34 protein-coding genes are annotated in these 18,749 nt (G+C 68.9%); 27 read left to right on the plus strand and 7 right to left on the minus strand.

Features of this window, described 5'->3' with window-relative positions; translation table 11 throughout:
* Positions 1-7: 7 nt before the first annotated feature.
* Positions 8-1,495: an MFS transporter gene (locus GVN21_RS16675; RefSeq protein WP_166575868.1), complete on the minus strand. Its 1,488-nt coding sequence runs from the start codon at positions 1,493-1,495 to the stop codon at positions 8-10.
* An 86-nt stretch (positions 1,496-1,581) separates the two neighbouring features.
* Positions 1,582-2,517, minus strand: a complete 936-nt coding sequence (locus GVN21_RS16680) for a LysR family transcriptional regulator (RefSeq protein WP_166575869.1) — start codon at positions 2,515-2,517, stop codon at positions 1,582-1,584.
* Positions 2,518-2,666: 149 nt separating this feature from the next.
* On the opposite strand from GVN21_RS16680, the gene GVN21_RS16685 reads away from it, so the two are divergent.
* Entirely contained in the window at positions 2,667-3,290 is a 624-nt protein-coding gene (locus GVN21_RS16685; RefSeq protein WP_166575870.1) for an FMN-dependent NADH-azoreductase, read from the plus strand.
* Positions 3,291-3,743: 453 nt separating this feature from the next.
* On the opposite strand, the gene GVN21_RS16690 is transcribed toward GVN21_RS16685, so the two are convergent.
* The 4 genes from GVN21_RS16690 to GVN21_RS16705 are packed head-to-tail and all read right to left on the minus strand — an operon-like array spanning position 3,744 to position 5,755.
* Positions 3,744-4,112, minus strand: a complete 369-nt coding sequence (locus GVN21_RS16690) for a hypothetical protein (RefSeq protein WP_166575871.1) — start codon at positions 4,110-4,112, stop codon at positions 3,744-3,746.
* Between the two features lie 10 nt (positions 4,113-4,122).
* Positions 4,123-4,722, minus strand: a complete 600-nt coding sequence (locus tag GVN21_RS16695; RefSeq protein ID WP_166575872.1) for a hypothetical protein — start codon at positions 4,720-4,722, stop codon at positions 4,123-4,125.
* Positions 4,723-4,726: 4 nt separating this feature from the next.
* Entirely contained in the window at positions 4,727-5,080 is a 354-nt protein-coding gene (locus GVN21_RS21015) for a superinfection immunity protein (RefSeq protein ID WP_240902991.1), read from the minus strand.
* A 9-nt stretch (positions 5,081-5,089) separates the two neighbouring features.
* Complete coding sequence (locus tag GVN21_RS16705; protein WP_166575873.1) at positions 5,090-5,755, minus strand: LexA family transcriptional regulator; 666 nt, start codon at positions 5,753-5,755, stop codon at positions 5,090-5,092.
* A gap of 83 nt (positions 5,756-5,838) precedes the next feature.
* Between GVN21_RS16705 and GVN21_RS16710 the strand changes: the two genes are divergently transcribed.
* The 16 genes from GVN21_RS16710 (at position 5,839) to GVN21_RS16785 (ending at position 14,425) form a co-directional block, all read left to right on the plus strand.
* Positions 5,839-6,162, plus strand: a complete 324-nt coding sequence (locus GVN21_RS16710) for a helix-turn-helix domain-containing protein (protein ID WP_205690134.1) — start codon at positions 5,839-5,841, stop codon at positions 6,160-6,162.
* A 2-nt stretch (positions 6,163-6,164) separates the two neighbouring features.
* On the plus strand, positions 6,165-7,064 hold the full coding sequence (locus GVN21_RS16715) for a hypothetical protein (RefSeq protein WP_166575874.1): 900 nt from the start codon (positions 6,165-6,167) through the stop codon (positions 7,062-7,064).
* Complete coding sequence (locus tag GVN21_RS16720; protein WP_166575875.1) at positions 7,057-7,524, plus strand: hypothetical protein; 468 nt, start codon at positions 7,057-7,059, stop codon at positions 7,522-7,524. Before GVN21_RS16715 ends, GVN21_RS16720 begins: the two co-directional genes overlap by 8 nt.
* Positions 7,521-9,506, plus strand: a complete 1,986-nt coding sequence (locus tag GVN21_RS16725; protein ID WP_166575876.1) for a transposase domain-containing protein — start codon at positions 7,521-7,523, stop codon at positions 9,504-9,506. Before GVN21_RS16720 ends, GVN21_RS16725 begins: the two co-directional genes overlap by 4 nt.
* A gap of 79 nt (positions 9,507-9,585) precedes the next feature.
* On the plus strand, positions 9,586-10,557 hold the full coding sequence (locus GVN21_RS16730) for an AAA family ATPase (protein ID WP_166575877.1): 972 nt from the start codon (positions 9,586-9,588) through the stop codon (positions 10,555-10,557).
* Positions 10,557-10,976 carry a hypothetical protein gene (locus GVN21_RS16735; RefSeq protein WP_166575878.1) on the plus strand — a complete coding sequence of 140 codons (420 nt, stop codon included), beginning with the start codon at positions 10,557-10,559 and terminating at the stop codon, positions 10,974-10,976. The genes GVN21_RS16730 and GVN21_RS16735 overlap by 1 nt, the downstream gene beginning before the upstream one ends.
* Entirely contained in the window at positions 10,973-11,278 is a 306-nt protein-coding gene (locus tag GVN21_RS16740; RefSeq protein ID WP_166575879.1) for a hypothetical protein, read from the plus strand. The genes GVN21_RS16735 and GVN21_RS16740 overlap by 4 nt, the downstream gene beginning before the upstream one ends.
* Positions 11,275-11,478, plus strand: coding sequence for a hypothetical protein (locus tag GVN21_RS16745; RefSeq protein ID WP_166575880.1), 204 nt, complete (start codon positions 11,275-11,277; stop codon positions 11,476-11,478). The genes GVN21_RS16740 and GVN21_RS16745 overlap by 4 nt, the downstream gene beginning before the upstream one ends.
* Complete coding sequence (locus GVN21_RS16750) at positions 11,475-12,026, plus strand: host-nuclease inhibitor Gam family protein (protein WP_166575881.1); 552 nt, start codon at positions 11,475-11,477, stop codon at positions 12,024-12,026. Before GVN21_RS16745 ends, GVN21_RS16750 begins: the two co-directional genes overlap by 4 nt.
* A complete protein-coding gene (locus GVN21_RS16755; protein ID WP_166575882.1) occupies positions 12,023-12,259 on the plus strand; it encodes a hypothetical protein in 237 nt (78 codons plus the stop codon). Before GVN21_RS16750 ends, GVN21_RS16755 begins: the two co-directional genes overlap by 4 nt.
* On the plus strand, positions 12,259-12,786 hold the full coding sequence (locus GVN21_RS16760; RefSeq protein WP_166575883.1) for a hypothetical protein: 528 nt from the start codon (positions 12,259-12,261) through the stop codon (positions 12,784-12,786). The genes GVN21_RS16755 and GVN21_RS16760 overlap by 1 nt, the downstream gene beginning before the upstream one ends.
* On the plus strand, positions 12,783-13,460 hold the full coding sequence (locus GVN21_RS16765) for a hypothetical protein (protein ID WP_166575884.1): 678 nt from the start codon (positions 12,783-12,785) through the stop codon (positions 13,458-13,460). The genes GVN21_RS16760 and GVN21_RS16765 overlap by 4 nt, the downstream gene beginning before the upstream one ends.
* Entirely contained in the window at positions 13,457-13,771 is a 315-nt protein-coding gene (locus tag GVN21_RS16770) for a hypothetical protein (protein WP_166575885.1), read from the plus strand. The genes GVN21_RS16765 and GVN21_RS16770 overlap by 4 nt, the downstream gene beginning before the upstream one ends.
* Complete coding sequence (locus GVN21_RS16775; protein ID WP_166575886.1) at positions 13,771-13,968, plus strand: hypothetical protein; 198 nt, start codon at positions 13,771-13,773, stop codon at positions 13,966-13,968. Before GVN21_RS16770 ends, GVN21_RS16775 begins: the two co-directional genes overlap by 1 nt.
* Entirely contained in the window at positions 13,968-14,255 is a 288-nt protein-coding gene (locus tag GVN21_RS16780; RefSeq protein WP_166575887.1) for a hypothetical protein, read from the plus strand. Before GVN21_RS16775 ends, GVN21_RS16780 begins: the two co-directional genes overlap by 1 nt.
* Positions 14,252-14,425, plus strand: coding sequence for a hypothetical protein (locus GVN21_RS16785; protein WP_166575888.1), 174 nt, complete (start codon positions 14,252-14,254; stop codon positions 14,423-14,425). Before GVN21_RS16780 ends, GVN21_RS16785 begins: the two co-directional genes overlap by 4 nt.
* Positions 14,426-14,535: 110 nt before the next feature.
* On the opposite strand, the gene GVN21_RS16790 is transcribed toward GVN21_RS16785, so the two are convergent.
* Positions 14,536-15,168, minus strand: a complete 633-nt coding sequence (locus GVN21_RS16790) for a hypothetical protein (protein WP_166575889.1) — start codon at positions 15,166-15,168, stop codon at positions 14,536-14,538.
* Positions 15,169-15,203: 35 nt separating this feature from the next.
* Here GVN21_RS16790 and GVN21_RS16795 point away from each other — a divergent pair, with 35 nt between their 5' ends.
* The 10 genes from GVN21_RS16795 (at position 15,204) to GVN21_RS16840 (ending at position 18,749) form a co-directional block, all read left to right on the plus strand.
* Entirely contained in the window at positions 15,204-15,746 is a 543-nt protein-coding gene (locus GVN21_RS16795) for a regulatory protein GemA (RefSeq protein WP_166575890.1), read from the plus strand.
* A 2-nt stretch (positions 15,747-15,748) separates the two neighbouring features.
* Positions 15,749-15,979 carry a hypothetical protein gene (locus GVN21_RS16800; RefSeq protein ID WP_166575891.1) on the plus strand — a complete coding sequence of 77 codons (231 nt, stop codon included), beginning with the start codon at positions 15,749-15,751 and terminating at the stop codon, positions 15,977-15,979.
* Positions 15,976-16,368 (plus strand): helix-turn-helix domain-containing protein, encoded by a 393-nt coding sequence (locus tag GVN21_RS16805; RefSeq protein WP_166575892.1) that lies wholly within the window; start codon positions 15,976-15,978, stop codon positions 16,366-16,368. Before GVN21_RS16800 ends, GVN21_RS16805 begins: the two co-directional genes overlap by 4 nt.
* Before the next feature lie 69 nt (positions 16,369-16,437).
* On the plus strand, positions 16,438-16,629 hold the full coding sequence (locus tag GVN21_RS16810) for a hypothetical protein (RefSeq protein WP_166575893.1): 192 nt from the start codon (positions 16,438-16,440) through the stop codon (positions 16,627-16,629).
* Positions 16,630-16,634: 5 nt separating this feature from the next.
* Positions 16,635-17,000: a tlde1 domain-containing protein gene (locus GVN21_RS16815; RefSeq protein WP_166575894.1), complete on the plus strand. Its 366-nt coding sequence runs from the start codon at positions 16,635-16,637 to the stop codon at positions 16,998-17,000.
* Complete coding sequence (locus tag GVN21_RS16820; protein ID WP_166575895.1) at positions 16,997-17,317, plus strand: hypothetical protein; 321 nt, start codon at positions 16,997-16,999, stop codon at positions 17,315-17,317. Before GVN21_RS16815 ends, GVN21_RS16820 begins: the two co-directional genes overlap by 4 nt.
* Entirely contained in the window at positions 17,314-17,838 is a 525-nt protein-coding gene (locus tag GVN21_RS16825; protein ID WP_166575896.1) for a hypothetical protein, read from the plus strand. Before GVN21_RS16820 ends, GVN21_RS16825 begins: the two co-directional genes overlap by 4 nt.
* Positions 17,792-18,091, plus strand: coding sequence for a hypothetical protein (locus tag GVN21_RS16830; RefSeq protein ID WP_166575897.1), 300 nt, complete (start codon positions 17,792-17,794; stop codon positions 18,089-18,091). The genes GVN21_RS16825 and GVN21_RS16830 overlap by 47 nt, the downstream gene beginning before the upstream one ends.
* Positions 18,088-18,450 carry a hypothetical protein gene (locus GVN21_RS16835; RefSeq protein ID WP_166575898.1) on the plus strand — a complete coding sequence of 121 codons (363 nt, stop codon included), beginning with the start codon at positions 18,088-18,090 and terminating at the stop codon, positions 18,448-18,450. The genes GVN21_RS16830 and GVN21_RS16835 overlap by 4 nt, the downstream gene beginning before the upstream one ends.
* On the plus strand, positions 18,447-18,749 hold the full coding sequence (locus GVN21_RS16840; protein WP_166575899.1) for a hypothetical protein: 303 nt from the start codon (positions 18,447-18,449) through the stop codon (positions 18,747-18,749). Before GVN21_RS16835 ends, GVN21_RS16840 begins: the two co-directional genes overlap by 4 nt.

The following is an 18,749-nucleotide window of genomic DNA, read 5'->3' on the forward strand; positions in this document are numbered from 1 at the left end:
CCGGGGCCTAAGGCGCGACGTCCGCCGCCTCGGCCGCCTCGGCCTTGGCGGCGATGATCCGCAGGTTCTCGGTGTGGGTCTCGCGGCTGATGTTGTAGAGTTGCATGATCGCCAGGGCCGTTCCGTAGAGGATGGCCAGCACAGGCATGTAGACCAAGGCCATGTTGGTGATGATCTCCGCATCGACCTCGCCGGGCTTGGCGTTGCGCGGGAAGTTGATCAGCACCAGCAGGAAGCTGGCCGCCATCACGCCGACACCGCCCACGGCCTTTTGCACAAGGCTGGTGAAGGCGAAGAACAGGCCTTCCGACCGGCGGCCGGTCTTGACCTCCGAATGTTCGACGACGTCCGCCAACATCGCGGTGATCAGGATGGCGGCGGTGATGCCGAAGATCCCGCGGATGACACCGTCCAGGAAGAGCCAGGGAACGATGGCGGGGATTTCGCCGTAGTTGTCGGCATTCTCAGGGAACCAGCCCAAGAGGCGGAGCATCAACGGCAGGAAGCCGGTGAGCACCGAGGCCGCCAGGAGGATGGTCCCGGCCTTCTTCTTCCCGGATCGTTTCGAGAGCATCGGCGCGGCGACCAGGGCGATCGCTGAGGAGATGTAGCTGTCGAGGACCAGAACCCCGGTCCAGAATGAATTGAGCTCCCAGAAGTAGGTGGAAAAGTAGAAGGCGAGGGTGAAGCTGACCCCCTGGGCGATGGCCGCGACCAGCCCGACCATGGTTATGACCACGAATGGGCGATTGGACAGGGTGTCCCTCATCTGACCCAGTGTCTGCATCAGCGTGCGGGTGGTCTGCACCGGCGCTCGTCGAAGCCAGGGAATAAAGCGGTGCGTGCCGGCAGCCGAGGCGATGATGGATACGAACATCAGCACGGCGCCGACGTAGCCGTACATCTGGTAGGCGGCCGGGTTCAGCTGGCCATTGGGGATCTCCGGCGTGGGCCGCATGAACACCCAGAACATGATCACCGTCAGGGTCAGGCCGCCCCACCAGGCGAAGAAGTAGCGCCAGCCGAGGATGGAGGCGCGCTGGTCGTAGTCTTCGGTCAGTTCGGCGGCGAGGGAAGACGACGGCACCTCGTACATGGTGATGAAGCTGCGACCGAGCACGGCGACCGCCACCAGGTACCAGAACAGGGCCTGTTCGCTCCAGCCGGCCGGGGGATTCCAAAGAAGCAGGAAGGACAGGGCGATCGGCAGGGCCGAGGCGTACATGAACGGGTGGCGCCGGCCCCAGCGCGAGCGCCAGTTGTCGGACACCTCGCCAAGGATCGGGTCGATGACACAATCGATGATCAGCGCGAGGGTGATCGCCAGGCCGACGGCCCGGGGGTCCATGCCGACCACCTGATTGTAGAACAGCAGCAGGAAGACGCGGTAGCCGTTGTCCTTGATGCCGAAGGCCACGGACCCAAGTCCGTAGAATATCTTCGTTCCAATCCCCACGCGGGGGCGCGGGCCCAGCGGCTTTGCGGCGTCGGTCATGCTGTCTCCACCCGATGGACTGGCTCTGCGGCCAATTTTTTCGAAAGTGGGGTATGTTCTGAGGCGCTGTCAATCGGTCGTTTGAATCATGACGCCGGATTCATCCGCGACCGCTGCAGGGCGCAGGCGTCCCAGGACGGCTCTCCGCCGAACCGCTCGGCCATCCGGTCGATGAACACCCGCACCTTGGCCGAGGCGGGGCCGGGCGGGCGCACCACATAGAGGGCCGCGTCGCCGGCCGGCTGGCCCAGGTGCAGCGGCTCGAGCGTCCCCGCCTCGATCGCGTCGGATAGCAGGAAGGTGGGGAGCAGAGCGATGCCGAGGCCGGCGATGGCCGCCTGCAGCACCGCCTGGCCGTTGTCGGCGCGAAAACGGGGCTCCGGCCGGACGGTGATGGTCCGCTTGCCGTCCTCGAACCGCCAGGCCTCGCCCTGGCGCATGCCGGTCTGCAGCACCGCGTCATGGTCCGCCAGGTCCGCCAGGGCGGTGGGGCGGCCCCGCCGGGCCAGGTAGTCCGGGCTGGCGGCCAGGGCGGCGTGGATCGGGGCGATGCGGCGGGCGACCAAACTGGAATCGGCCAGGACTCCTAGTCGCACCGCCGCGTCGAACCGGTCGGCGACCAGGTCGACCACCGCGTCGGCATAGCTGGCTTCGATCTTCAGCCGGGGATGCTCCAGGGCCAGTTCGGTCAGCAGCGGCTGTACATGGCGCAGGCCGAACGAGAGGGGCAGGGCGACCCGCAGGGTTCCGACCAGGGACTCGCCGGTCTGGACCACCGCCTCGCGGGCGTCCTCAAGGTCGGCCAGGATGCGCTCGGCCCGCAGCTTGAACTCCAGCCCCGCCTCGGTCGGGCTGACCCCCCGGGTGGTGCGGACCAGCAGCCGGGCGCCCAGCTCCGCCTCCAGGCTCGAGACCCGTCGGCTGACCAGCGAGGTCGAAACCCCGATCCGTCCGGCCGCGCGACTGAAACCACCGGTCTCCACGACCTCGACGAAGGCTCGGATGGCGTCCAGATCGAGCATCGATCGGCTCCTTCAAGCAACAATGATCGATAAGAGCCTAGGCCGCGTTGCAAATTCTGCAACATAGAACTGCAACTCAAGCAGCTACCGAATGAGGCCTCCCGGTCGCATCTCCTCGCCACGGCCAACGGGCCGAAGGAGATCACATCATGACGAAAGTTCTCGTCCTCAACAGCAGCGTCAGCGGCGAAGCGTCCGCCAGCCGCGCCCTGGTCCAATCCCTGGTGGAGCGGCTGAGCCGCCCCGGGGTGGCCGTCATCGAGCGCGACCTGGGCGCCGACCCCATCCCGCACCTGACCCCCGAAACCATGCCGACCATCCGCGGCGCCGACCCGGTCACCCCGGTTCAGCATGAGGCCCGCGCCCTGGCCGACGGCCTGATCGCCGAGCTGAAGGACAGCGACGTCCTGGTCATTGGCGCGCCGATGTACAACTTCGCCATCCCCACAGGGCTGAAGGCCTGGTTCGACCATGTGCTCCGCGCCGGCGCGACCTTCCGCTATTCCGAGGCCGGCCCCGAGGGCCTGGTCACCGGCAAGAAGGCGATCGTCGTGCTCTCGCGCGGCGGCCTCTACAGCGAAGGCCCCGCCGCGGCAGTGGACTTCCAGGAGCCGCACCTGCGCCAACTGCTTGCCTTCATGGGTATAACCGACGTGACCTTCGTCCGGGCCGAGAAGCTGGGCTTCGGCCCCGAGGCGCGGGAGCAGGCCCTGGCCGACGCCCGCGACGAACTGGGCCGCCTGGCCAACGCCGACCTGCCCAAGGCTGCCTAAACTGGAAGGGCCATCACGGATGGCCACAGTTCTTGGACCCCCCTCCCTGAGGGAGGGGTAGGGGGAGGGTTTACGGCGCTCGAAGGTGTGTGTGAGGGGACATCTGGGGCTGGAGTCGCCGGGATAGGGTGGGACATGGCGGCACACCGTGGGACGGTCCTTTGATATTCCAAGAAAAATTTGCCACGCGGCCGCCTTCGACGAAGCTAAGCGATGTCTAGAGTGCCAGGCGAATTAGACAAGGGTGGGACGGCGGGAGCTGGAGTCTGGTCCCAGTTCGTGCGGGGGGTTCTGAGGAGGGGCTCAGGGGGCGCTTAGCGCCTTCTCAGCGGGGCTTTCCGGGCGTTCGGAAGGCTGGAGAATGGGTCTGGCGGCCGTTCTCAGGGGGCCTGGAAGTGGGACCTGGGCGGTCCCAGTTCGCTGGAGGGGGCCCCGTTTGGAAATACGCCCGGTTTATCGGCGTTTGCGGCCCGTGCGGCTCACTGGGGCGGCCGGACGGCCCGCGCTGAACTGGGACCGTTGTTGGGCGTCGAAATCGGCGGCGGCCTGGTGGTCGGCTAGCTGCTCGGGCGTGAAGTAGCACTCGGCCGGGAAGCCGAAATTGGCGCTGAACCAGAGCCAGTCGGTGCGCCCGTGCTTGTTGCAACTTTTGCAGTTCAGTCGGCGGCGGATCGTGTCCGCGTTGGCACCCTCGCCGAACTTCAGGACAGCCTGTAGGCCCGTAAAGCCTGCCCGATGGCGGCAGCCCTTGCAAATCAGCGTGAGAGTTCCCCCCAGCCTTTCAAGATCACTGCAGACGGGATCGTCGGGCGGCTTCGGCATGGCCGAACCCTTACCTAATGTTCTTTATTTGTTCTAGCGCCGTCGGTTGGATTGTCGGAGCCATACTCTCCCGCCGCACTTGGTCGATGAGTTTCCGGAGGATGACGGCTGCTGCGTCGGGACCGTCTTCGATCGCAATGGCGACCGAGCCACAAACGACAATGAAGACCGCCTTCCGCTCTATTTTGCCTCCTACCGAGTTGGCGCTGTCACCAATCAAAGCTGAGACCACATCCCACACCTCGGGCATCGCGAATGTGATCGGCTTCCTGGAATGAGCAGCGGCGTTCCGTAGCTCTCTCACGATGTGGGCGCTGTCCCGCTCTTCTCGTCGTATCAGCTCGAACCCGTAAGCAATATCGATCATGGCTGAGAACGCTCCGAGCGGCCCGTTAAAGGCAAAGAGTCGGTCGCGCTGATCGTTTGTCAGGTGAGCCATACGGGCCTGCAAGACCGCTTTCAGGCGGTCTTCGACCATAGTGGCCGCAAGTATGATCGTCGCGCGGTCGCTTTCGCCGGATAGCTCCTCCCAGGCTCCGTCCTGAACTTCCTGCGACGGGTCCGGGCTAATCGCCTGCTTGAGCCGCTTGATTGCCTTTTCTCCCCTCATCGGCTCATCCCGGCTTCCTGTGATCCCGATGTAACTCTCCTTCGCTGCGCCGCTCGACGATCAGCGCCCAGATCAGGGCGCCGACCCAGCCCAGCACGGTCCAGCCGAGCAGCAGGTTCAGCGCGCCGATGGCGAGGGCCTGCCGGTTGCCCCGGCCATAGGCGATCAGGGTCGGCAGCATGTAGAGGGCAAGGCCGCCTAGCAGCGGGCCGAAGTCCGGCAGGTCCATAGCCGGGCGCCAGGTCGCGGCCGAAGTCGCTCCCCATTGGATCCCCAGGCCGATCAGGACAGCGCCCGCGAGAAGCGCCGCCCCTGTCAGGATCCGGTTCCAGCGGATGCCTTCCTGCTGATCCCCCATGTAGCCTCCCTAGAACACCTGCAGGCCGAGTAGCGGGCGGCCGATGATCTGGAGCTTCTCGGCGGTCGCGCCGGCGACTTCCTCAGGCTCATACGCCGGGTTGTCGCTGATCAGGGTGATGCCATCCATGCGCTTGCGAAACCGCTTCACCCGGGCGTCGCCGTCGAGGACGAAGGCGAGGATGCCGTCGACGATCCGGGTGTCGTCCTCGTCCACCACCAGCAGCTCACCGTCGTGGATGGTCGGAAACATGGAGTCGCCCTTGGCCTCCAGCACGACGAGGCCCTTGGTCGAGGTCCGGTTCAGCTTCTGACGCAGGAAGTCGCTGGTGAACGGCATGTAGTCGAGCAGCTGCCGGCCCTCGTTCCAACTGCCCGCTCCCGCCGCCAGCGTTCCGGCGTAGCGGGGTAGCCGAATCACCGAGGCGTCGCTGATCGGTCCATCGCCCTTCCCCCAAACCAGCCATTCGAGGGTGCAGTCGGCCGCTTCCGCGAGCCGGGCCGCCAGGTCCAGGCGGGGCGCAGTTCCCTGCCCCCGGACGTACTTGGACACTGTCGGCTGAGGCACGCCCGCTCGCTGCGCGAAGGCCGTCAGCTTCTCCGGAGAGATCGCCTCCGCAAGCCGCTGGCCGAAGCCGGCATAGTCGAAGTCTGGGAGGGTTAGCGGCTCGTTCATAATGAAACGCCCACGAGCGACTTGACGGTTCATTACGAACCGGGCCATATCATCACGAACGTGATGAAAGGCGACCGAGCGTAATGGCGACCGATATGATCGGCACCGGCGAAGATGAGGAGCCGAAGGCTCCGCATCCGGAAGAGATCAAGGCCATGATCCGCATGCGCGGCATGACGCTCAGCCGCTTGGCCACCAAGAATGGCCTGAGCGAGAGCGCCTGTCGCGCGGCCCTGATCCGCCCCCAGCCGGAGGCCGAAAAGGTCATCTCGAAGTTCCTGGGCGTGGCTCTCCATGAGTTGTGGCCGGATCGCTATGACGAAAGCGGCGGCCGGGTTCGTCACGTTCGTGATGAGAATAATCACGAACGTGACGACTGTCATCGTCTATCGGCGGGGGCGGCGTAGACATGACCGCTCTCGCCGTCATCGAGACTGAAGCGCCGGCCTTCGCCGAGCAGACCTTCGACATCCCGATCAGCAAGATCCGCGTCGGCGTCCGGCTGCGTGAGCTGGACCCGGTGTGGGCTGCGGCGCTCGGCGGGATCATGGACGACGAGGGGCAGCGGACGCCCATCGACGTCTACCCGGTGCCCGGCACTGACGAGTACGAACTGGGCCCAGGCCTTCACCGGACAATGGGCCGCAAGGGCCGGGGCCACGCCACCGTCCGCGGCTTCATTCGCCAGGGCGTGGACGCCCTGGAGCGGCGGTCGCGGGAGGTGTCGGAGAACCTCTGGCGCCTGGGTCTCGAACCGCTCGACCGGGCCGCCCACGTGGCCGAGCTATACCAGCTGCTGCGGCTGAAGGCCGGGGTCGAGGAACAGGCCTCGCTGCAGTCGGTGGCAGCCCGGGCCAGGTGGGAGAAGACCGCCAAGGCGGATGCCGAAGATGCGAGTCGCAGCGTGCGACTCGCATACGGGTTTGCAGAGGAAGCCGCCGAGCGGCTGAAGCTGGACCGCGCCACCGTCTATCGAGACCTCCAGCTGCACCGGGGGCTAGCGCGGGATGTCGCCGCCTCGCTGAAGGGGCTGCCGGTCGCCACGAACGCCGCCCAGCTGCGAACCCTCGCCAAACTGCCACAGGACGAACAGCGCCGCGTCGCCGAGCTGCTGACCAGCGGCCACGCCAAGGCGGTCGGCGACGCGGTTGCGACCATGAAGGGGGCGGTGAAGCCCTCGGCCGAGGCCAAGAGGCTGTCAGCCTTCATCGGCGCGTATTCCCGGATGGGGCTGGCCGAGAAGAAGGCGGCGCTGACCGCCCTGCAGGGGCTGGAGCTGCCCAAGGGCTGGAGCCTCCAGCATGGGTAAGCGCAAGCCCGCCTTCGACCTGGGCCAGATGAGCCTGGCGCTCGGCGTCCCTGAGACGGTGAGCAGCGACGGCGCCCTGGCCATGCTGCGCCGGCAGACCGCCTCGGCGGTCGGGGCGATCCTGAAGGGCGAGCCGCGCAATCGCTTCGAGGTGGCGGGCGCGGTGTCGGCCCTGACCGACGACGAAGTCACCAAGCTGATGCTGGACGCCTACGCCAGCGAGGCGCGGGAGGCCCATGCGATCTCCTTTGACCGGATGCTGGCGCTGGTCGCCGCGACCGGTCGCTACGACGTCCTCAAGGGGCTCCTGAGGACCATCGGCTGTGACCTGCTGGTCGGCGAAGAGGCCTTCCTGGCCCGGGTCGGCGACCTGGAGGCCCGCAAGCGCGGCATCGAGGCCGAGCTGAAGCGGCTGAAGGCGGTGATCGAGCCCCGAGAGCAGGGGGAACACCGCAAATGATCGGCCAGGGGGGCGTCCCGAAACTCTGGTGGACCGCGCAGGAGCTGGCCAATGCCAAGCTTCCGGGCCTGCCCACCGTCAAGCGCAAGGTCAACGAGTTCGCGCAGAAGCGCGGCTGGGCCTTCGAGGTCGACGCGGCGGGCCTGCCGCTGGCGCGGGCCCGCGCCGGCCGAGGCGGCGGGCTGGAGTACCATCGCAACCTGCTGCCGCCGGCGGCGATCGCGGCGCTGATCAAGCGGGGCCTGGACACCCCGGCCGAGGTGGAGCCGGCGACAGAGCGGACGCGCGACCAGCTGTGGGGCTGGTTCGAGAGGCAGCCGGAAAAGGTCCAGGCGGAGGCCCGCGAGCGGCTGACCACCCTGGACGCCATCGAGCAGCTGGCGGCAGCAGGCCATACGGTCACTTCGGCCTGCGCCATCGTGGCGGCCGACCGGAAAGTCGGCGTCTCGACCCTCTACGAATGGCGCAAGCTGGTCCGGGGCGTGGCCCCGTCCGAGCGGCTGCCCAGGCTGGCGCCGATGCGGCAGGGCTGCACGGAGACGGCGGAGATCCATCCGGACATCTGGACGATCTTCAAGTCCGACTACTTGCGGCCCGAAAAGCCGACCCTCAACAGCTGCTGGCGCCGGGCCCGCGACGCCGCGTCCAAGGCGGGGATCGAGGTCCCCTGCGCCAAGACCTTCCAGCGTCGCATCGAGCGCGAGACGGACGCGCTGGTGCTGGCCCGCCTGCGCGGCGGCCCCGAAGCCCTCCGGCGGATGGTTCCGGCGCTACAGCGGTCGGTTCTCGATCTCCACGCCCTGGAAGCGGTCAACATCGACGGCCACGAGTGGGACGTGCGGGTGGATTTCGGGCCGAAGGAAGACGGCTCACCCGACATCGGCCGGCCGATGATGGTGATGATCCAGGACGTCTACAGCCGGAAGGTCCTGGCCTGGCGGATCGGACGCTCGGAATCGGCGGGGCTGGTGCAGCTGGCCTTCGCCGACCTGTTCCGGAACTGGGGCATCCCCGGCCATTGCGTGTTCGACAACGGCCGCGCCTTCGCCAGCAAATGGATCACCGGCGGAGCGCCCTACCGGTTCCGGGGCAAGGAACTTCCCGGCGATCCGCTCGGCCTGATGAACAGCCTGGGCATCCAGGTCCACTGGACAACGCCCTATCGCGGCCAGTCCAAGCCGATCGAGCGCGCCTTCGGCGACCTGGAGCGCAACGTCGGCACCCACCCGGCCTTCGCCGGCGCCTACACGGGCCGCAGCCCGCTCCACAAGCCGGAGAACTACGGCGCCAAGGCTGTCCCGCTGGAGGCCTTCATGGCGGTCCTGGAACAGGGGCTCGCCGAGCACAACGCCCGCGCCGATCGGCGCACCGAGGCGGCCAAGGGCCGCAGCTTCGACATCGCCTTCGAGGAGAGCTATCGCGCCTCGATCATCACCAAAGCGACCGACGCGGATCTGCGCCGGGCGCTGCTGGCGGCGGAGAAGGTGCGGGCCGACAAGCCGCAGGGCGCGGTCACCGTCTTCGGGAACCGCTACTGGGACGTCTGGCTGACCGACCACGCCGGCAAGGCGCTGACCGCCCGGTTCGATCCGGAAAACCTGCACCAGCCGCTGCACCTCTACGACCACCACACCGGCATCTACCTGGGCACGGCCTCGGTGGACGATCCGGCCGGCTTCTTCTCGGCCGAGGCGGCCAAGCGGCAGGCCAAGCGGGTCGCAGACGCCCGGAAGGCGGCCGCGATCGCCATCGAAAAGCAGAACCTGGTCGACGCCGCGGCTGTGGCCCGCGCCTACGCCGGCGAAACCCCAGAAACCGAGGCGCCGTCGCCCGCCGCCACCCGGCCGGCGCGCGTCAAGGGCGGGGCTGCGCTGGCCAGGATCGCCGAGCCGGCCCGCCGCCCCCTGATCGATCGCCTGAACCTCGAAGACCTCGCCCCTCAAAGGGCGGCTCGACCGGCCTTGCGCCTGGTCGAGGACTGAATGGCCGGCGGGGCGCTGCGAACGCCCCGCCGGCCCAACCCGGCCCGCAAGGGCCAAGCCGTGACGAAGGAAGACTAGCATGACCGAGACGCCAAACAGAACCTTCAGCCGCGAGGAGATCGACACCCTCCGCGCCCACATGGAGGCCTATCGCAACGAGACGACGCCGCCGCGCACCTGGAAGCGACTGGCCCAGGACACCGGCGCCAACGAGAAGAGCATCGCCGCCTGGGTGCCCGGCACCTACGACAACGGCGAGTATTGGAAGAACCAGGTCATCCCCGACCTGGTCGAGCGCTTCCTGCGCAGCCGCCAGGAGCGCGCCCAGCTCACCGCCCGGGTGCCGGCCATCCCCGGCTTCCATGCGACCACGACCTCCGGCCGGATGATGAGCGTCTGCTCCGTGGCCATCGCCTTCGGCGGCATGGGGATGATCTCGACTGCCCCGGGCTGCGGCAAAACCTGGGCGGCCAAGGAATTCCAGAAGACCCGCAGCAACGTCTTCATGACCACGCTGTCGAAGGGCTGCGGCGCCCCGAACGACATCCTGACCGGCCTGCTCGAGTCGATGGGCGAGGTTGGCCAGAAGGGCGTGATCGGCCACCTGAAGAAGCGCGTCATCGAGCGGATGAGCGGCATCAACGGTGGCCTGCTGGTCGATGAGGCGCAGTTCGGCACCGCCTCCGGCCTGGAAGAGCTGCGGGCGATCCATGACGCCACCGGCTGCGGTGTCGTCCTGATCGGCGATGAGCGGCTGCCGGGCGTCCTGAAGGGCCATCCTCAGCTGCACAGCCGGTTGGTGGTCTCTCACGCCGGTCAGAAGCTGCCGGAGGCCGACGACGTCGACACCCTGGCGGCGGCCTGGTCGATCAACAACCCGGCCCTGGTCGACTACCTGCGCACCACCGCCGCCAAGCTGTCGGTGGGCGGCCTGCGCCGCATCACCCACGGCATCCGGCTGGCGGTCATGGGCGCCACGGCCGAGGGCCGCGAGCTGACCGTCCAGGACCTGAAGGACGGCCTCGCTCAGCGCTTCATGGAGGGTGCGTAATGGACCGGCTCACCTGCATCAGGGAGGGCCGCAGCGCGGCCCGTCACCTGCGTCAGCTGGCCCGCACCGGCGACGTCACCCCGGCCGACCTGGACCGCCTGCTGGGCAAGATCGACGACGGCTTCGAGACGGCTCTCGACGTCGAGCAGCTGCGGGCGACTGGCGACCTGCCGGAGACCCTGGCCCGGATGGCGGCCGAGGGCCTGCGGGTCACCCGCGGCTCTTTCCTGACCCGGCCGGTCCCGCCCCCGCCCAGCGTGCTCGACTGGAGCGGTCCCGACCGCGTCGTCGGGGCTGAGTTCCAGGACGATCCGCATGTCGTGGCGGCCGCCAGGCTGATGCTCGGCCTGGACGACGCCGGACCCAACCGGCTCCGCACCGTCAAGGGCCTGGGCGTCATCGAAGGAGGCCGGCCATGAGCCGCCTTGTTCATAGCCAGGGACCCCTGACGGTCTACGGCGGCAGCGACTGGTACGTGGTCGATCAGCACCGGAACACGATCGCCAAGTTCGGGCCCGGCATCGGGTTCGGCGCGAGCAACGACACCGCCAGGGGGAACGCCCAGCTCTTCAAGGCCTCACCCGCGCTGATCCGCGCCGCCCGAATGATCGACGATGCGTTCGGCGACGCACCCAACGAAGCGATCGCCGCAGCCTTCGGTCAGGCCATGGTCGATGCGCTGGAGGCGACCTGCCAAGCGCTGGCGGAGGTCGGCGAGTGACCCGGCCCGGCTTCCTCTCCCGCTGGCTGTTGTTCCTGGCCCTGATCAACGGCGGCGGCCGGCTCGCGGATCTGCGCCGGCCGTTCGACCCCGCCAGCCAACGCCAGCGCCAGCGCTCGGCTGCCCACCAGGCCCGCCTTTCCACCCTTCCGCCCGACCAGCGCGCGCTGGTCGGGCTCAACTACGGAGACCACCGTTGACTACCCGCAAGACCAAGACCCTCGCCAAGCCCGCCGCCCAGTCGCGCGAGGAGACCGAGGCCCTGATCGCCCGCATCGGCGACCTACAGCGCGACCTGCAGCGCCGGGAGGCCGACCACGGCGACGCCGTCGCCCGGCTGAAGGAGACGGCCGAGGCCGCCGCCAAGCCGTTGAAGGAGGAGATCGCGGAAGCCGAGGACCGCGTCGCCCGCTGGTGCGAGGCCAACCGCGAAGCTTTGACTAAGGGCGACAAGCACAAGACCGTCCGGCTGCTGACCGGGGTCATCTCCTGGCGCCATCGCCCGCCGAAGGTGTCGATCAAGGGGCGCAAGCCCGAGGACGTAGTCCAGCACCTGCTGACGCCCGGCGATGCGGCGCTGCTGCACCTTCGGCGGCTGTTCGTGCGGGTCAAGTACGAGCTGAACAAGGAGGCGATGCGCGACCATCCGGAGGATGCCGCGAGCCTGCCCGGCGTCTCGATCGGCTCGGCCGGCGAGGACTTCATCATCGAGCCGTTTGGGGCCGAGGCGGAAGGGGCGGCGGCATGACGCCGACGTCCGCCCTGACCGACCATGAGCTGGTCAGCCTGATCAGCATGTGGCGCGACTTCGACCAGGACCTCTCGGACTTCGAGAAGGCCCTGGCCGATGAGGTGATGGTCCGCTTCCACGGGACCGATCGCGCCGCCTTCCGGCTGACCGCCAACGAGCGGGCGGCGCTGGAGCCGGTGTGGGACGCGATCGAGGTCCGCGCGCGGCTCGACGACATCGAGGCCGCCTGATGGCCCGGGCGATCCCCAAGGAGCATCCGGCCTTCGCGGCGTTCTGGGCGGCGTACCCCACGCGCCCCTGGAACCCGCGCACGGCCGCCTCGGCTGTGTTCGCCCGCCTGGTGAAGGCCGGCGTGGACCCGGAGGCCCTGGTCGGGGCTGCCGGCGTCTTCGCCGCGTCCTGCCGGCAGCGCGGCATCGAGGACAAGTTCATCCCCTACGCCTCGACCTGGCTGAACAAGCGCCAGGACCTGGACTTTCCGGCCTCTCCGCCCAGCGCGGCGAGCCCCGAAGGCCCAGCCGCGCCCGGTCCCGCCTGTGACCCGGCGCTGGCCTTCCTGCAGCTGCGGATGAGCGACGCAGATTTCGCCATCTGGATCGCGCCGCTGCGCGTCCAGGGCCCGCCCGACGGCCGCCCCTGCATCACCGTCATCGCCCGCACCACCACCGCCCTGGACCGCGTCCGCCGCGACTGGGGCCGCCTGATCACGGCCCAGCTGGGGCCGGTCGCCTGGACTGTCGAAAGGAACCAACCATGAGCGAAGGGCCAATCCCCCTGACCGCCAACCTGGCCGCCGTGGCGATCGTCGCCTCGGCAAAGGTCTATGGCGACGATCCCGCCCGGGCGCTGAGCCCGGAGGGCAGCAACCAGCATCGCCGATCGGTCGCGCCCGCGGCGGCCGCCCTGATCGGCCACACGGGCCAGACGGCCAAGGCGGTCTGCGGCCTGCTGCAAATCGTCGACACCAGCTTCTACACCGCCCGCACCAATTCAGTCGGCCCGTTCGCCGCAGCGACGGCCGCCGCGGCCGCCGCCCTGGCCGGTGTCTGCCCGCCCTATGAGAAGCCGGAGCGGGCCCGTCGCACGCCGGCCGCCAAGCCCGTCTCGCAGGACCATCTGAAGCCCGGCCGGCTGACCGCCGACGCCACCCTGCTGCCCAACATCCCGATCAAGGCCAGCCCGGCCCTGAAGGCCGCCACGGCGGCCATCCACCAGCTGCCGCCGCCGCCGATCGCGCGGCGGACCCGGGCGGCGCGTGCCGGCTCGGCCTATGGCCGGGCCACCACCGTCCGGCTGAAAGAGCTGACCCCGCGCAAGCTCCGCTACTGCAGGCGCTTCCTCAACGCTGGCTGGGCGCTGGACGAGGTCGCCGACCTGTTCGACGTCTCGGCCGACGCCCTGGCCATCCAGGCGCGCGGATACGCGGCATGACCCGCCCCCGCCGCCAACAGCGCCGCCGTCCGGCCAAGCTGGTGACCCTGCCCTGGGTCGCCGTCATGGAGGAGGTCTTCGACCTGCCGCGCCGGCTGGGCATGACCCCGCCCGCGCGGATCGTCGTCGCCCAGAGCGCCGATGGCCGGCGTTCGACCTGGACCGGCCAGTTCATCACCAAGGAGGGCCTGCCGGCCCGCTGCGTCGTCCGCATGAGCCACCTGGCCAGCGGCGACTATGAGGCCGACCTCGGCACGCTGAGCTTCCGGTTCGTGATGGGCGGCGCCCCGGCCGAGGAAGCCGCCGGCTGATGGGCTGGGCGCGCGTCAAGGAGCGGCCGATCGCGCCGCCGGCCGACACCCGCAAGCCGCCCTGCGACGGCTGCGGGGCCGTGGCCTGTTTCTTCCTACGCGCCAACCCGATGGCCCCGCCCGAACTGGCGATCTTTCTGGAGCGGTGGTGCCCCAGCTGCGTCCCGGCCGACTGGCTGCCCGGGAGGGCCAGCTGATGGCCAGGCTTGCCGCCGACACCGAGGCCGCCCTCAAGGCCCGCGCCATCGCCCTGCACCAGGCGGCCGATCGGCTGACCAAGCTGAACGGCGAGCTGATCTACGTCGTGTTCCCGACGACGGCGCGGGCCTTCGTCTGGGCGACCTTTCGTGGGGCTGATCCGACGCCGGCGGTGCTGAAGACGGTCTACGGGACCGACCACGGCCTCGGCCCGGCGGCCCACGCCCACATCGCCGCCCTGGTGGCGCACCTGATGGCCTGCTCGGCCGGGGCGGCGACCCGATGAGGACTGGATCGATCAGCTCGACGGCCGCCGAGCGGGCGCGGCTGCGCCAATGGCTCGAGCACCTGGCCCAGGAGGCAATCGACTGGCTGGACGTCCTCGATGCCGAGGAGGCCGACCGTGAAGACGACGAACTGGGCGACGACGAGAGCGAGGAGGCTCTGAGGGCATGAGCGAATTTCGACTTAGGCGCACCACAAGGAGAGACTGTCGCCACGCCGTCGCTCACGTCGCGATTTCAATGCGGACAACACCGCTTTCTTTCGGCCGAGCTACCGACCGATCAGTTAGCTTTTGTCTCAGCGTCACGCGCCAGTTCCGCCTCAAACTCTTCAGGCTCATGCATCGCGTAGGTCAGGCGACAGTACTTTCGTGCGTTGTCGACCAACATGTCCAGACTTTCGGCCGGATCGAGCCCCCCAAAGCCGTCGCGAATATAGCGTATCGCTCGCGACACGAGGATACGCATTGCCAGTACATGCAGAGCTTCTCCCGGGCTGATGTCGCCCCGCCGAGCCGCAATCTCAAGCAACTCGCGCACGGTTGTCAGCCAGTCCGCAAAACCCTCAGCGATCTCTGGCAGATTCTCACCTTTAGGACCTGCGTCCCTACGGAACTGAAAAATCTGAAAAGCGGCGGTTGCAAGAAGCGCGTTGAGGTCAGCCGTCACCTTGGCCTTTTCACCCTCCGTTGCTGCAACGGCATCGCGACGGCCCTTGTCGGCCAAATGCAAAGTCACGGCCACCACGATTATGTTGACGGCGGCCGCAGCCCACTGTGCTGCGCTGCCGAACGAAATCGCTTCGATCTTTCTGTCCCAGAGGAACCCGGTGGCGGCAGCCAGGGCAAGGGCAAAGCCAGCAAGCGCCAGAAGCGGGATGATGATCCAAAGGCGAAGGCGAGTGAAGTTCAGCATGCGCGGGAGCCTGCCACAGCTCCGGGTGGTCTGTCATGACCGCCCGCAACCCCCGCCTGGCCAAAATCCATATCGCCCGCAAGGAGCTGGCGCTGGACGATGGCGCATACCGGAAGATGCTGCACAGGCTGACCGGCAAGACCAGCTCGGCCGACTGCAGCGACGCCCAGCTCGACGCGGTCTTGGAGGAGTTCAAGGCCAAGGGCTGGAAGCCTTCGGTGGTGGCCGGCTCGGCGGTGACCAGGCCGGCGGCTGGCAAGGCTCGCCGGGCCGCCGCCGACCACCCGGTCGCGCGGAAGGCGCGGGCGCTGTGGATCTCGCTGCACCAGCTGGGCGTGGTGCGGGATCGGTCGGACAAGGCGCTTGAAGCCTTCGCCCGCCGGCAGCTGCAGGTCGAGGCCTTCCAGTGGGCCGACCAGGGCCAGGGCTACAAGCTGATCGAGGCGCTGAAGGCCATGGCCGAGCGCGAGGGCTGGTCGCAGGACACGACCGGATACAAGGGTCAGGCCGCCATCCAACTATTGAAGAGCCGGCTGGCCGCCCTGATCGCCAAGCGCCAGGCGGAGGCGGCCGACTGACCATGGCCCGCCCCGCGACCACCGGACCCGACCTGTTCACCGTCACGGCCCTGGCCGAGGCGGAGCGGGCGGCTGTGGCGGCGGAGGCGGCGCGGGCCGAGGCGCAGCGGAAATACAGGGTCGCCCCGCATGGGGAGCTGAAGGCGCGTCTAAGCACCCTCCAAGAGGCCGCTCAGGAGGCCCTGAGAGCTGACATCGCCTGGCAGCGGGCCAAGGCGGAGGTGGGGCTTTGAGCGCCGCCCGCAAGAGCCCGGCGGGCCCGCCGCGCGAGGGGGCCTGGGCGACGGCGGCCGAGGTCCTCGATGCTGAGGCTCTGGACCTGCTGTCCCGGGATTTCGGCGGCCGGCGGATCTACATCCCCCGCGCCCTGGGCGAGGACCACCCCCTGGTGGTGAGCATCGGTCTGGACGCGGCCCGGCTGCTGGTCGAGGCCCTGGCCGGCGAAGAATTGGAACCGCCATTGACCGGCGGCAAGCGTCTGCGCATCCTTGAAGCCCTCGATCGCGGCGAGAAGCCCGAACAGATCGCCCGCGCCCTGGGCGTCTCGCGCAGCTGGATCTTCAAACTGAAGAAGCGGCGGGACGACGCGGCCAAAGAGGCCGAGCAACCCACCCTGTTCTGACCCGGCCGGCGGCCCCGGTGGACCTGTCCACCGTGAGGCGGCCGCCCGGCCTCCCGTACCTTGAACCCCATGGTCGGGACCCCATCCATCACTCTGCGTGACGCCGCGATCCTGCGGCTGATGTCCGTGCGCGCGACGCTCGACGCCGCCGTGCGAGCCGATGGCGACGCCCTCCCGCCGGGCTCGCTGGAAGCGGCCCCGACCAGCCAGCCCAACCCCCAGACCGCCACCGGGCCGCGCCCGGTCGGCAAGCGAGCCTGACCGCCATGTGGACCTATCGCCAGCGCACCGGCCACCTGCTGAAGGACGGCGTCTTCGTGGCCAAGGGCTACAGCGGCGACGGCCCGGCATTCGCCGAGGGGCGCAACAACCCCGACATGGAGCACATCAAGGGCAAGGGGCCGATCCCGCGCGGCCGCTGGACGATCTCCAAGCCCCGCAACAGCGTCAACGTCGGCCCCCATGCGATGGACTTGGTCCCCGTCGGCCACGACGCCCACGGCCGCACCGCCTTCATGATCCACGGCGACAACAAGGCCCAGGACGCCAGCCGCGGCTGCATCATCCTGCCCCGGAACATCCGTGAGAAGATCAGCGCCAGCGGCGACCGCAAGCTGACGGTGGTCGAATGATCGCCGCCGCCGACACCCTGACCGGTCTGCTCGCCCAACTGACCGACGAGCTGAAGGCCCGGGGCATCCCGCTGCCGCCGGCCGTCACCCACCAGTGGGGCACGGTCGGACGCTTCATCCGTGGGGCCTGGCGCGCGATCGCCGCCTGGGTCTGCGTCCTGGCCCTGCTGGTCAACGGCGTGATCCTGCCGCTGGCGCGCCTGTGGGGCTTCGTCGGCGAGCCGCTCGACTGGCAGGGCATGGCTGCCCTCGTCGCCGGTCTCGGCGTCCTCGCCCACTACCGCAGCAAGAACCTCGCCGAAGGAGTGACGACGTGACCCTGAAGGGCTGGATCATCCTGGCCGTCGCCTCGGCCTTCACCGGCATCATGGCCGTCGCCGCCTACCAGGGCGGCCAGGCGGCCAAGTACCGCAAGCTCGACACCGCGCATCGCGCCTGCGTCGCCTCGATCACCCCGGGCGCCCGGGCCGACCTCCAACCGCGCCTGCTCTGTGATGACGTGACCGCCGATCACTGGGCCGCCTCGGTCAAGGCCGCCGCCTGCGACCGCGCCCTCAACGCCGTGCCGCAGGACCTGCACGGCGCCCGCGCCGCCTGCTCGGCCCCGGTCATGCGGCTGCACGCCGAGCGGACGGCCGCCGACACCAACCTGAAGAACAAGACGGACGAGCTGGTCCGGGAAAAGGCCAGCCGCCAGGCAGCCATCGCCCGCGCCGCCGCCGACGCCCAAGTCAAAGCCGAAAGGACCGCCCGCCGTGAAGCCGTTGATGCAAGGACTCCGCGGGGTGCTGATGGTCGCGCTGTTTGCGACGCTCAGTGCCTGCGCGACCGGCGCTGACAAGCTCCGGCCGGAAGACGGGCCGGCCCAGGCGCCGGTGATCGAAGTCCGGACGGAGACCATCCTGGTCTGCCCGGACGAGATCTATCGCGACATCGGGCCGGAACCGGAGGTCCCCGATGATGCCGAGGTCAGTTGGACTGACGCCGGCAAGGCCTGGATCGATCGACAACTGGACCGAGGCGCCGACGCGGTCGCCGCCCTGGTCGCCGCAAGGAAGGCCTGCGACGAGCAGGGAGTGAAGCGTCCGTGAGAGAGTTCCTGCCCTATGCGGCGTTCCTGGTGTCGGTGATCGCCTGCGGGCTGTCGCTGTACGTGGTCATTCGCGCCGGCCGCTGGCGCGACAGCGACGACGCCAAGGCGCTGGACCTGCGTCTCACCACCATCGCCTCGACCGCCAACGCCGCCGCCCCGGGCGCCGCCCTCACCGCCGTGGCCACCCGCGTCACCACCCTGGAGAAGGGCATGGAAAGCGTCGCCACCAAGGCCGACATCGCCAAGCTGACGGCCGAGGTTCGGGGCGTCGAGAAGACCATCGAGAACGTCGACAAGGGCGTCACTCGGATCGAGGACCACCTCATGGAGATGGCCCGTGACGGAGTCCGGACGTGAGTTTCCGTGACCGCGTCGAGGCCGACCGCCGGCTGATCATCCTGCGCCTGCTGTTCGAGAACGGCGGGGCGGCCAGCGAGAGCGTCATCGAGCGCGGCCTGCTGGACCTGGGCGAGCGCGTGGGCGTCGATCGGGCCGCCGTGCGCGGCTTCATCAAGGACCTGGAGACCGCCGACTGCGTGGTGGTCACCCACTACCGCGACCAGATCATGGTCCCGGAAATCACCAAGCGCGGCGTCGCCGTGGCCGAGGGCCGCATCACCGTCGATGGCGTGTCCAAGCCCTCGCTGGGGGTCTGA

This window comes from Caulobacter sp. SLTY, from assembly GCF_009905535.1.
GTDB lineage: Bacteria > Pseudomonadota > Alphaproteobacteria > Caulobacterales > Caulobacteraceae > Caulobacter.

What these genes read in the sequence shown, in the direction of transcription:
- GVN21_RS16775 (WP_166575886.1), top strand. Translation starts at nt 13,771, where the DNA reads ATGGGCTGGGCGCGCGTCAAGGAGCGGCCGATCGCGCCGCCGGCCGAC.
- GVN21_RS16795 (WP_166575890.1), top strand. Translation starts at nt 15,204, where the DNA reads ATGACCGCCCGCAACCCCCGCCTGGCCAAAATCCATATCGCCCGCAAG.
- GVN21_RS16765 (WP_166575884.1), top strand. Translation starts at nt 12,783, where the DNA reads ATGAGCGAAGGGCCAATCCCCCTGACCGCCAACCTGGCCGCCGTGGCG.
- GVN21_RS16690 (WP_166575871.1), bottom strand. Translation starts at nt 4,112, where the DNA reads ATGCCGAAGCCGCCCGACGATCCCGTCTGCAGTGATCTTGAAAGGCTG.
- GVN21_RS16790 (WP_166575889.1), bottom strand. Translation starts at nt 15,168, where the DNA reads ATGCTGAACTTCACTCGCCTTCGCCTTTGGATCATCATCCCGCTTCTG.
- GVN21_RS16705 (WP_166575873.1), bottom strand. Translation starts at nt 5,755, where the DNA reads ATGAACGAGCCGCTAACCCTCCCAGACTTCGACTATGCCGGCTTCGGC.
- GVN21_RS16680 (WP_166575869.1), bottom strand. Translation starts at nt 2,517, where the DNA reads ATGCTCGATCTGGACGCCATCCGAGCCTTCGTCGAGGTCGTGGAGACC.
- GVN21_RS16830 (WP_166575897.1), top strand. Translation starts at nt 17,792, where the DNA reads ATGGTCGCGCTGTTTGCGACGCTCAGTGCCTGCGCGACCGGCGCTGAC.
- GVN21_RS16710 (WP_205690134.1), top strand. Translation starts at nt 5,839, where the DNA reads ATGGCGACCGATATGATCGGCACCGGCGAAGATGAGGAGCCGAAGGCT.
- GVN21_RS16715 (WP_166575874.1), top strand. Translation starts at nt 6,165, where the DNA reads ATGACCGCTCTCGCCGTCATCGAGACTGAAGCGCCGGCCTTCGCCGAG.
- GVN21_RS16685 (WP_166575870.1), top strand. Translation starts at nt 2,667, where the DNA reads ATGACGAAAGTTCTCGTCCTCAACAGCAGCGTCAGCGGCGAAGCGTCC.
- GVN21_RS16675 (WP_166575868.1), bottom strand. Translation starts at nt 1,495, where the DNA reads ATGACCGACGCCGCAAAGCCGCTGGGCCCGCGCCCCCGCGTGGGGATT.
- GVN21_RS16735 (WP_166575878.1), top strand. Translation starts at nt 10,557, where the DNA reads ATGGACCGGCTCACCTGCATCAGGGAGGGCCGCAGCGCGGCCCGTCAC.
- GVN21_RS16820 (WP_166575895.1), top strand. Translation starts at nt 16,997, where the DNA reads ATGATCGCCGCCGCCGACACCCTGACCGGTCTGCTCGCCCAACTGACC.
- GVN21_RS16740 (WP_166575879.1), top strand. Translation starts at nt 10,973, where the DNA reads ATGAGCCGCCTTGTTCATAGCCAGGGACCCCTGACGGTCTACGGCGGC.
- GVN21_RS16810 (WP_166575893.1), top strand. Translation starts at nt 16,438, where the DNA reads ATGGTCGGGACCCCATCCATCACTCTGCGTGACGCCGCGATCCTGCGG.
- GVN21_RS16815 (WP_166575894.1), top strand. Translation starts at nt 16,635, where the DNA reads ATGTGGACCTATCGCCAGCGCACCGGCCACCTGCTGAAGGACGGCGTC.
- GVN21_RS16780 (WP_166575887.1), top strand. Translation starts at nt 13,968, where the DNA reads ATGGCCAGGCTTGCCGCCGACACCGAGGCCGCCCTCAAGGCCCGCGCC.
- GVN21_RS16725 (WP_166575876.1), top strand. Translation starts at nt 7,521, where the DNA reads ATGATCGGCCAGGGGGGCGTCCCGAAACTCTGGTGGACCGCGCAGGAG.
- GVN21_RS16755 (WP_166575882.1), top strand. Translation starts at nt 12,023, where the DNA reads ATGACGCCGACGTCCGCCCTGACCGACCATGAGCTGGTCAGCCTGATC.
- GVN21_RS16695 (WP_166575872.1), bottom strand. Translation starts at nt 4,722, where the DNA reads ATGAGGGGAGAAAAGGCAATCAAGCGGCTCAAGCAGGCGATTAGCCCG.
- GVN21_RS16770 (WP_166575885.1), top strand. Translation starts at nt 13,457, where the DNA reads ATGACCCGCCCCCGCCGCCAACAGCGCCGCCGTCCGGCCAAGCTGGTG.
- GVN21_RS16785 (WP_166575888.1), top strand. Translation starts at nt 14,252, where the DNA reads ATGAGGACTGGATCGATCAGCTCGACGGCCGCCGAGCGGGCGCGGCTG.
- GVN21_RS21015 (WP_240902991.1), bottom strand. Translation starts at nt 5,080, where the DNA reads ATGGGGGATCAGCAGGAAGGCATCCGCTGGAACCGGATCCTGACAGGG.
- GVN21_RS16720 (WP_166575875.1), top strand. Translation starts at nt 7,057, where the DNA reads ATGGGTAAGCGCAAGCCCGCCTTCGACCTGGGCCAGATGAGCCTGGCG.
- GVN21_RS16760 (WP_166575883.1), top strand. Translation starts at nt 12,259, where the DNA reads ATGGCCCGGGCGATCCCCAAGGAGCATCCGGCCTTCGCGGCGTTCTGG.
- GVN21_RS16730 (WP_166575877.1), top strand. Translation starts at nt 9,586, where the DNA reads ATGACCGAGACGCCAAACAGAACCTTCAGCCGCGAGGAGATCGACACC.
- GVN21_RS16800 (WP_166575891.1), top strand. Translation starts at nt 15,749, where the DNA reads ATGGCCCGCCCCGCGACCACCGGACCCGACCTGTTCACCGTCACGGCC.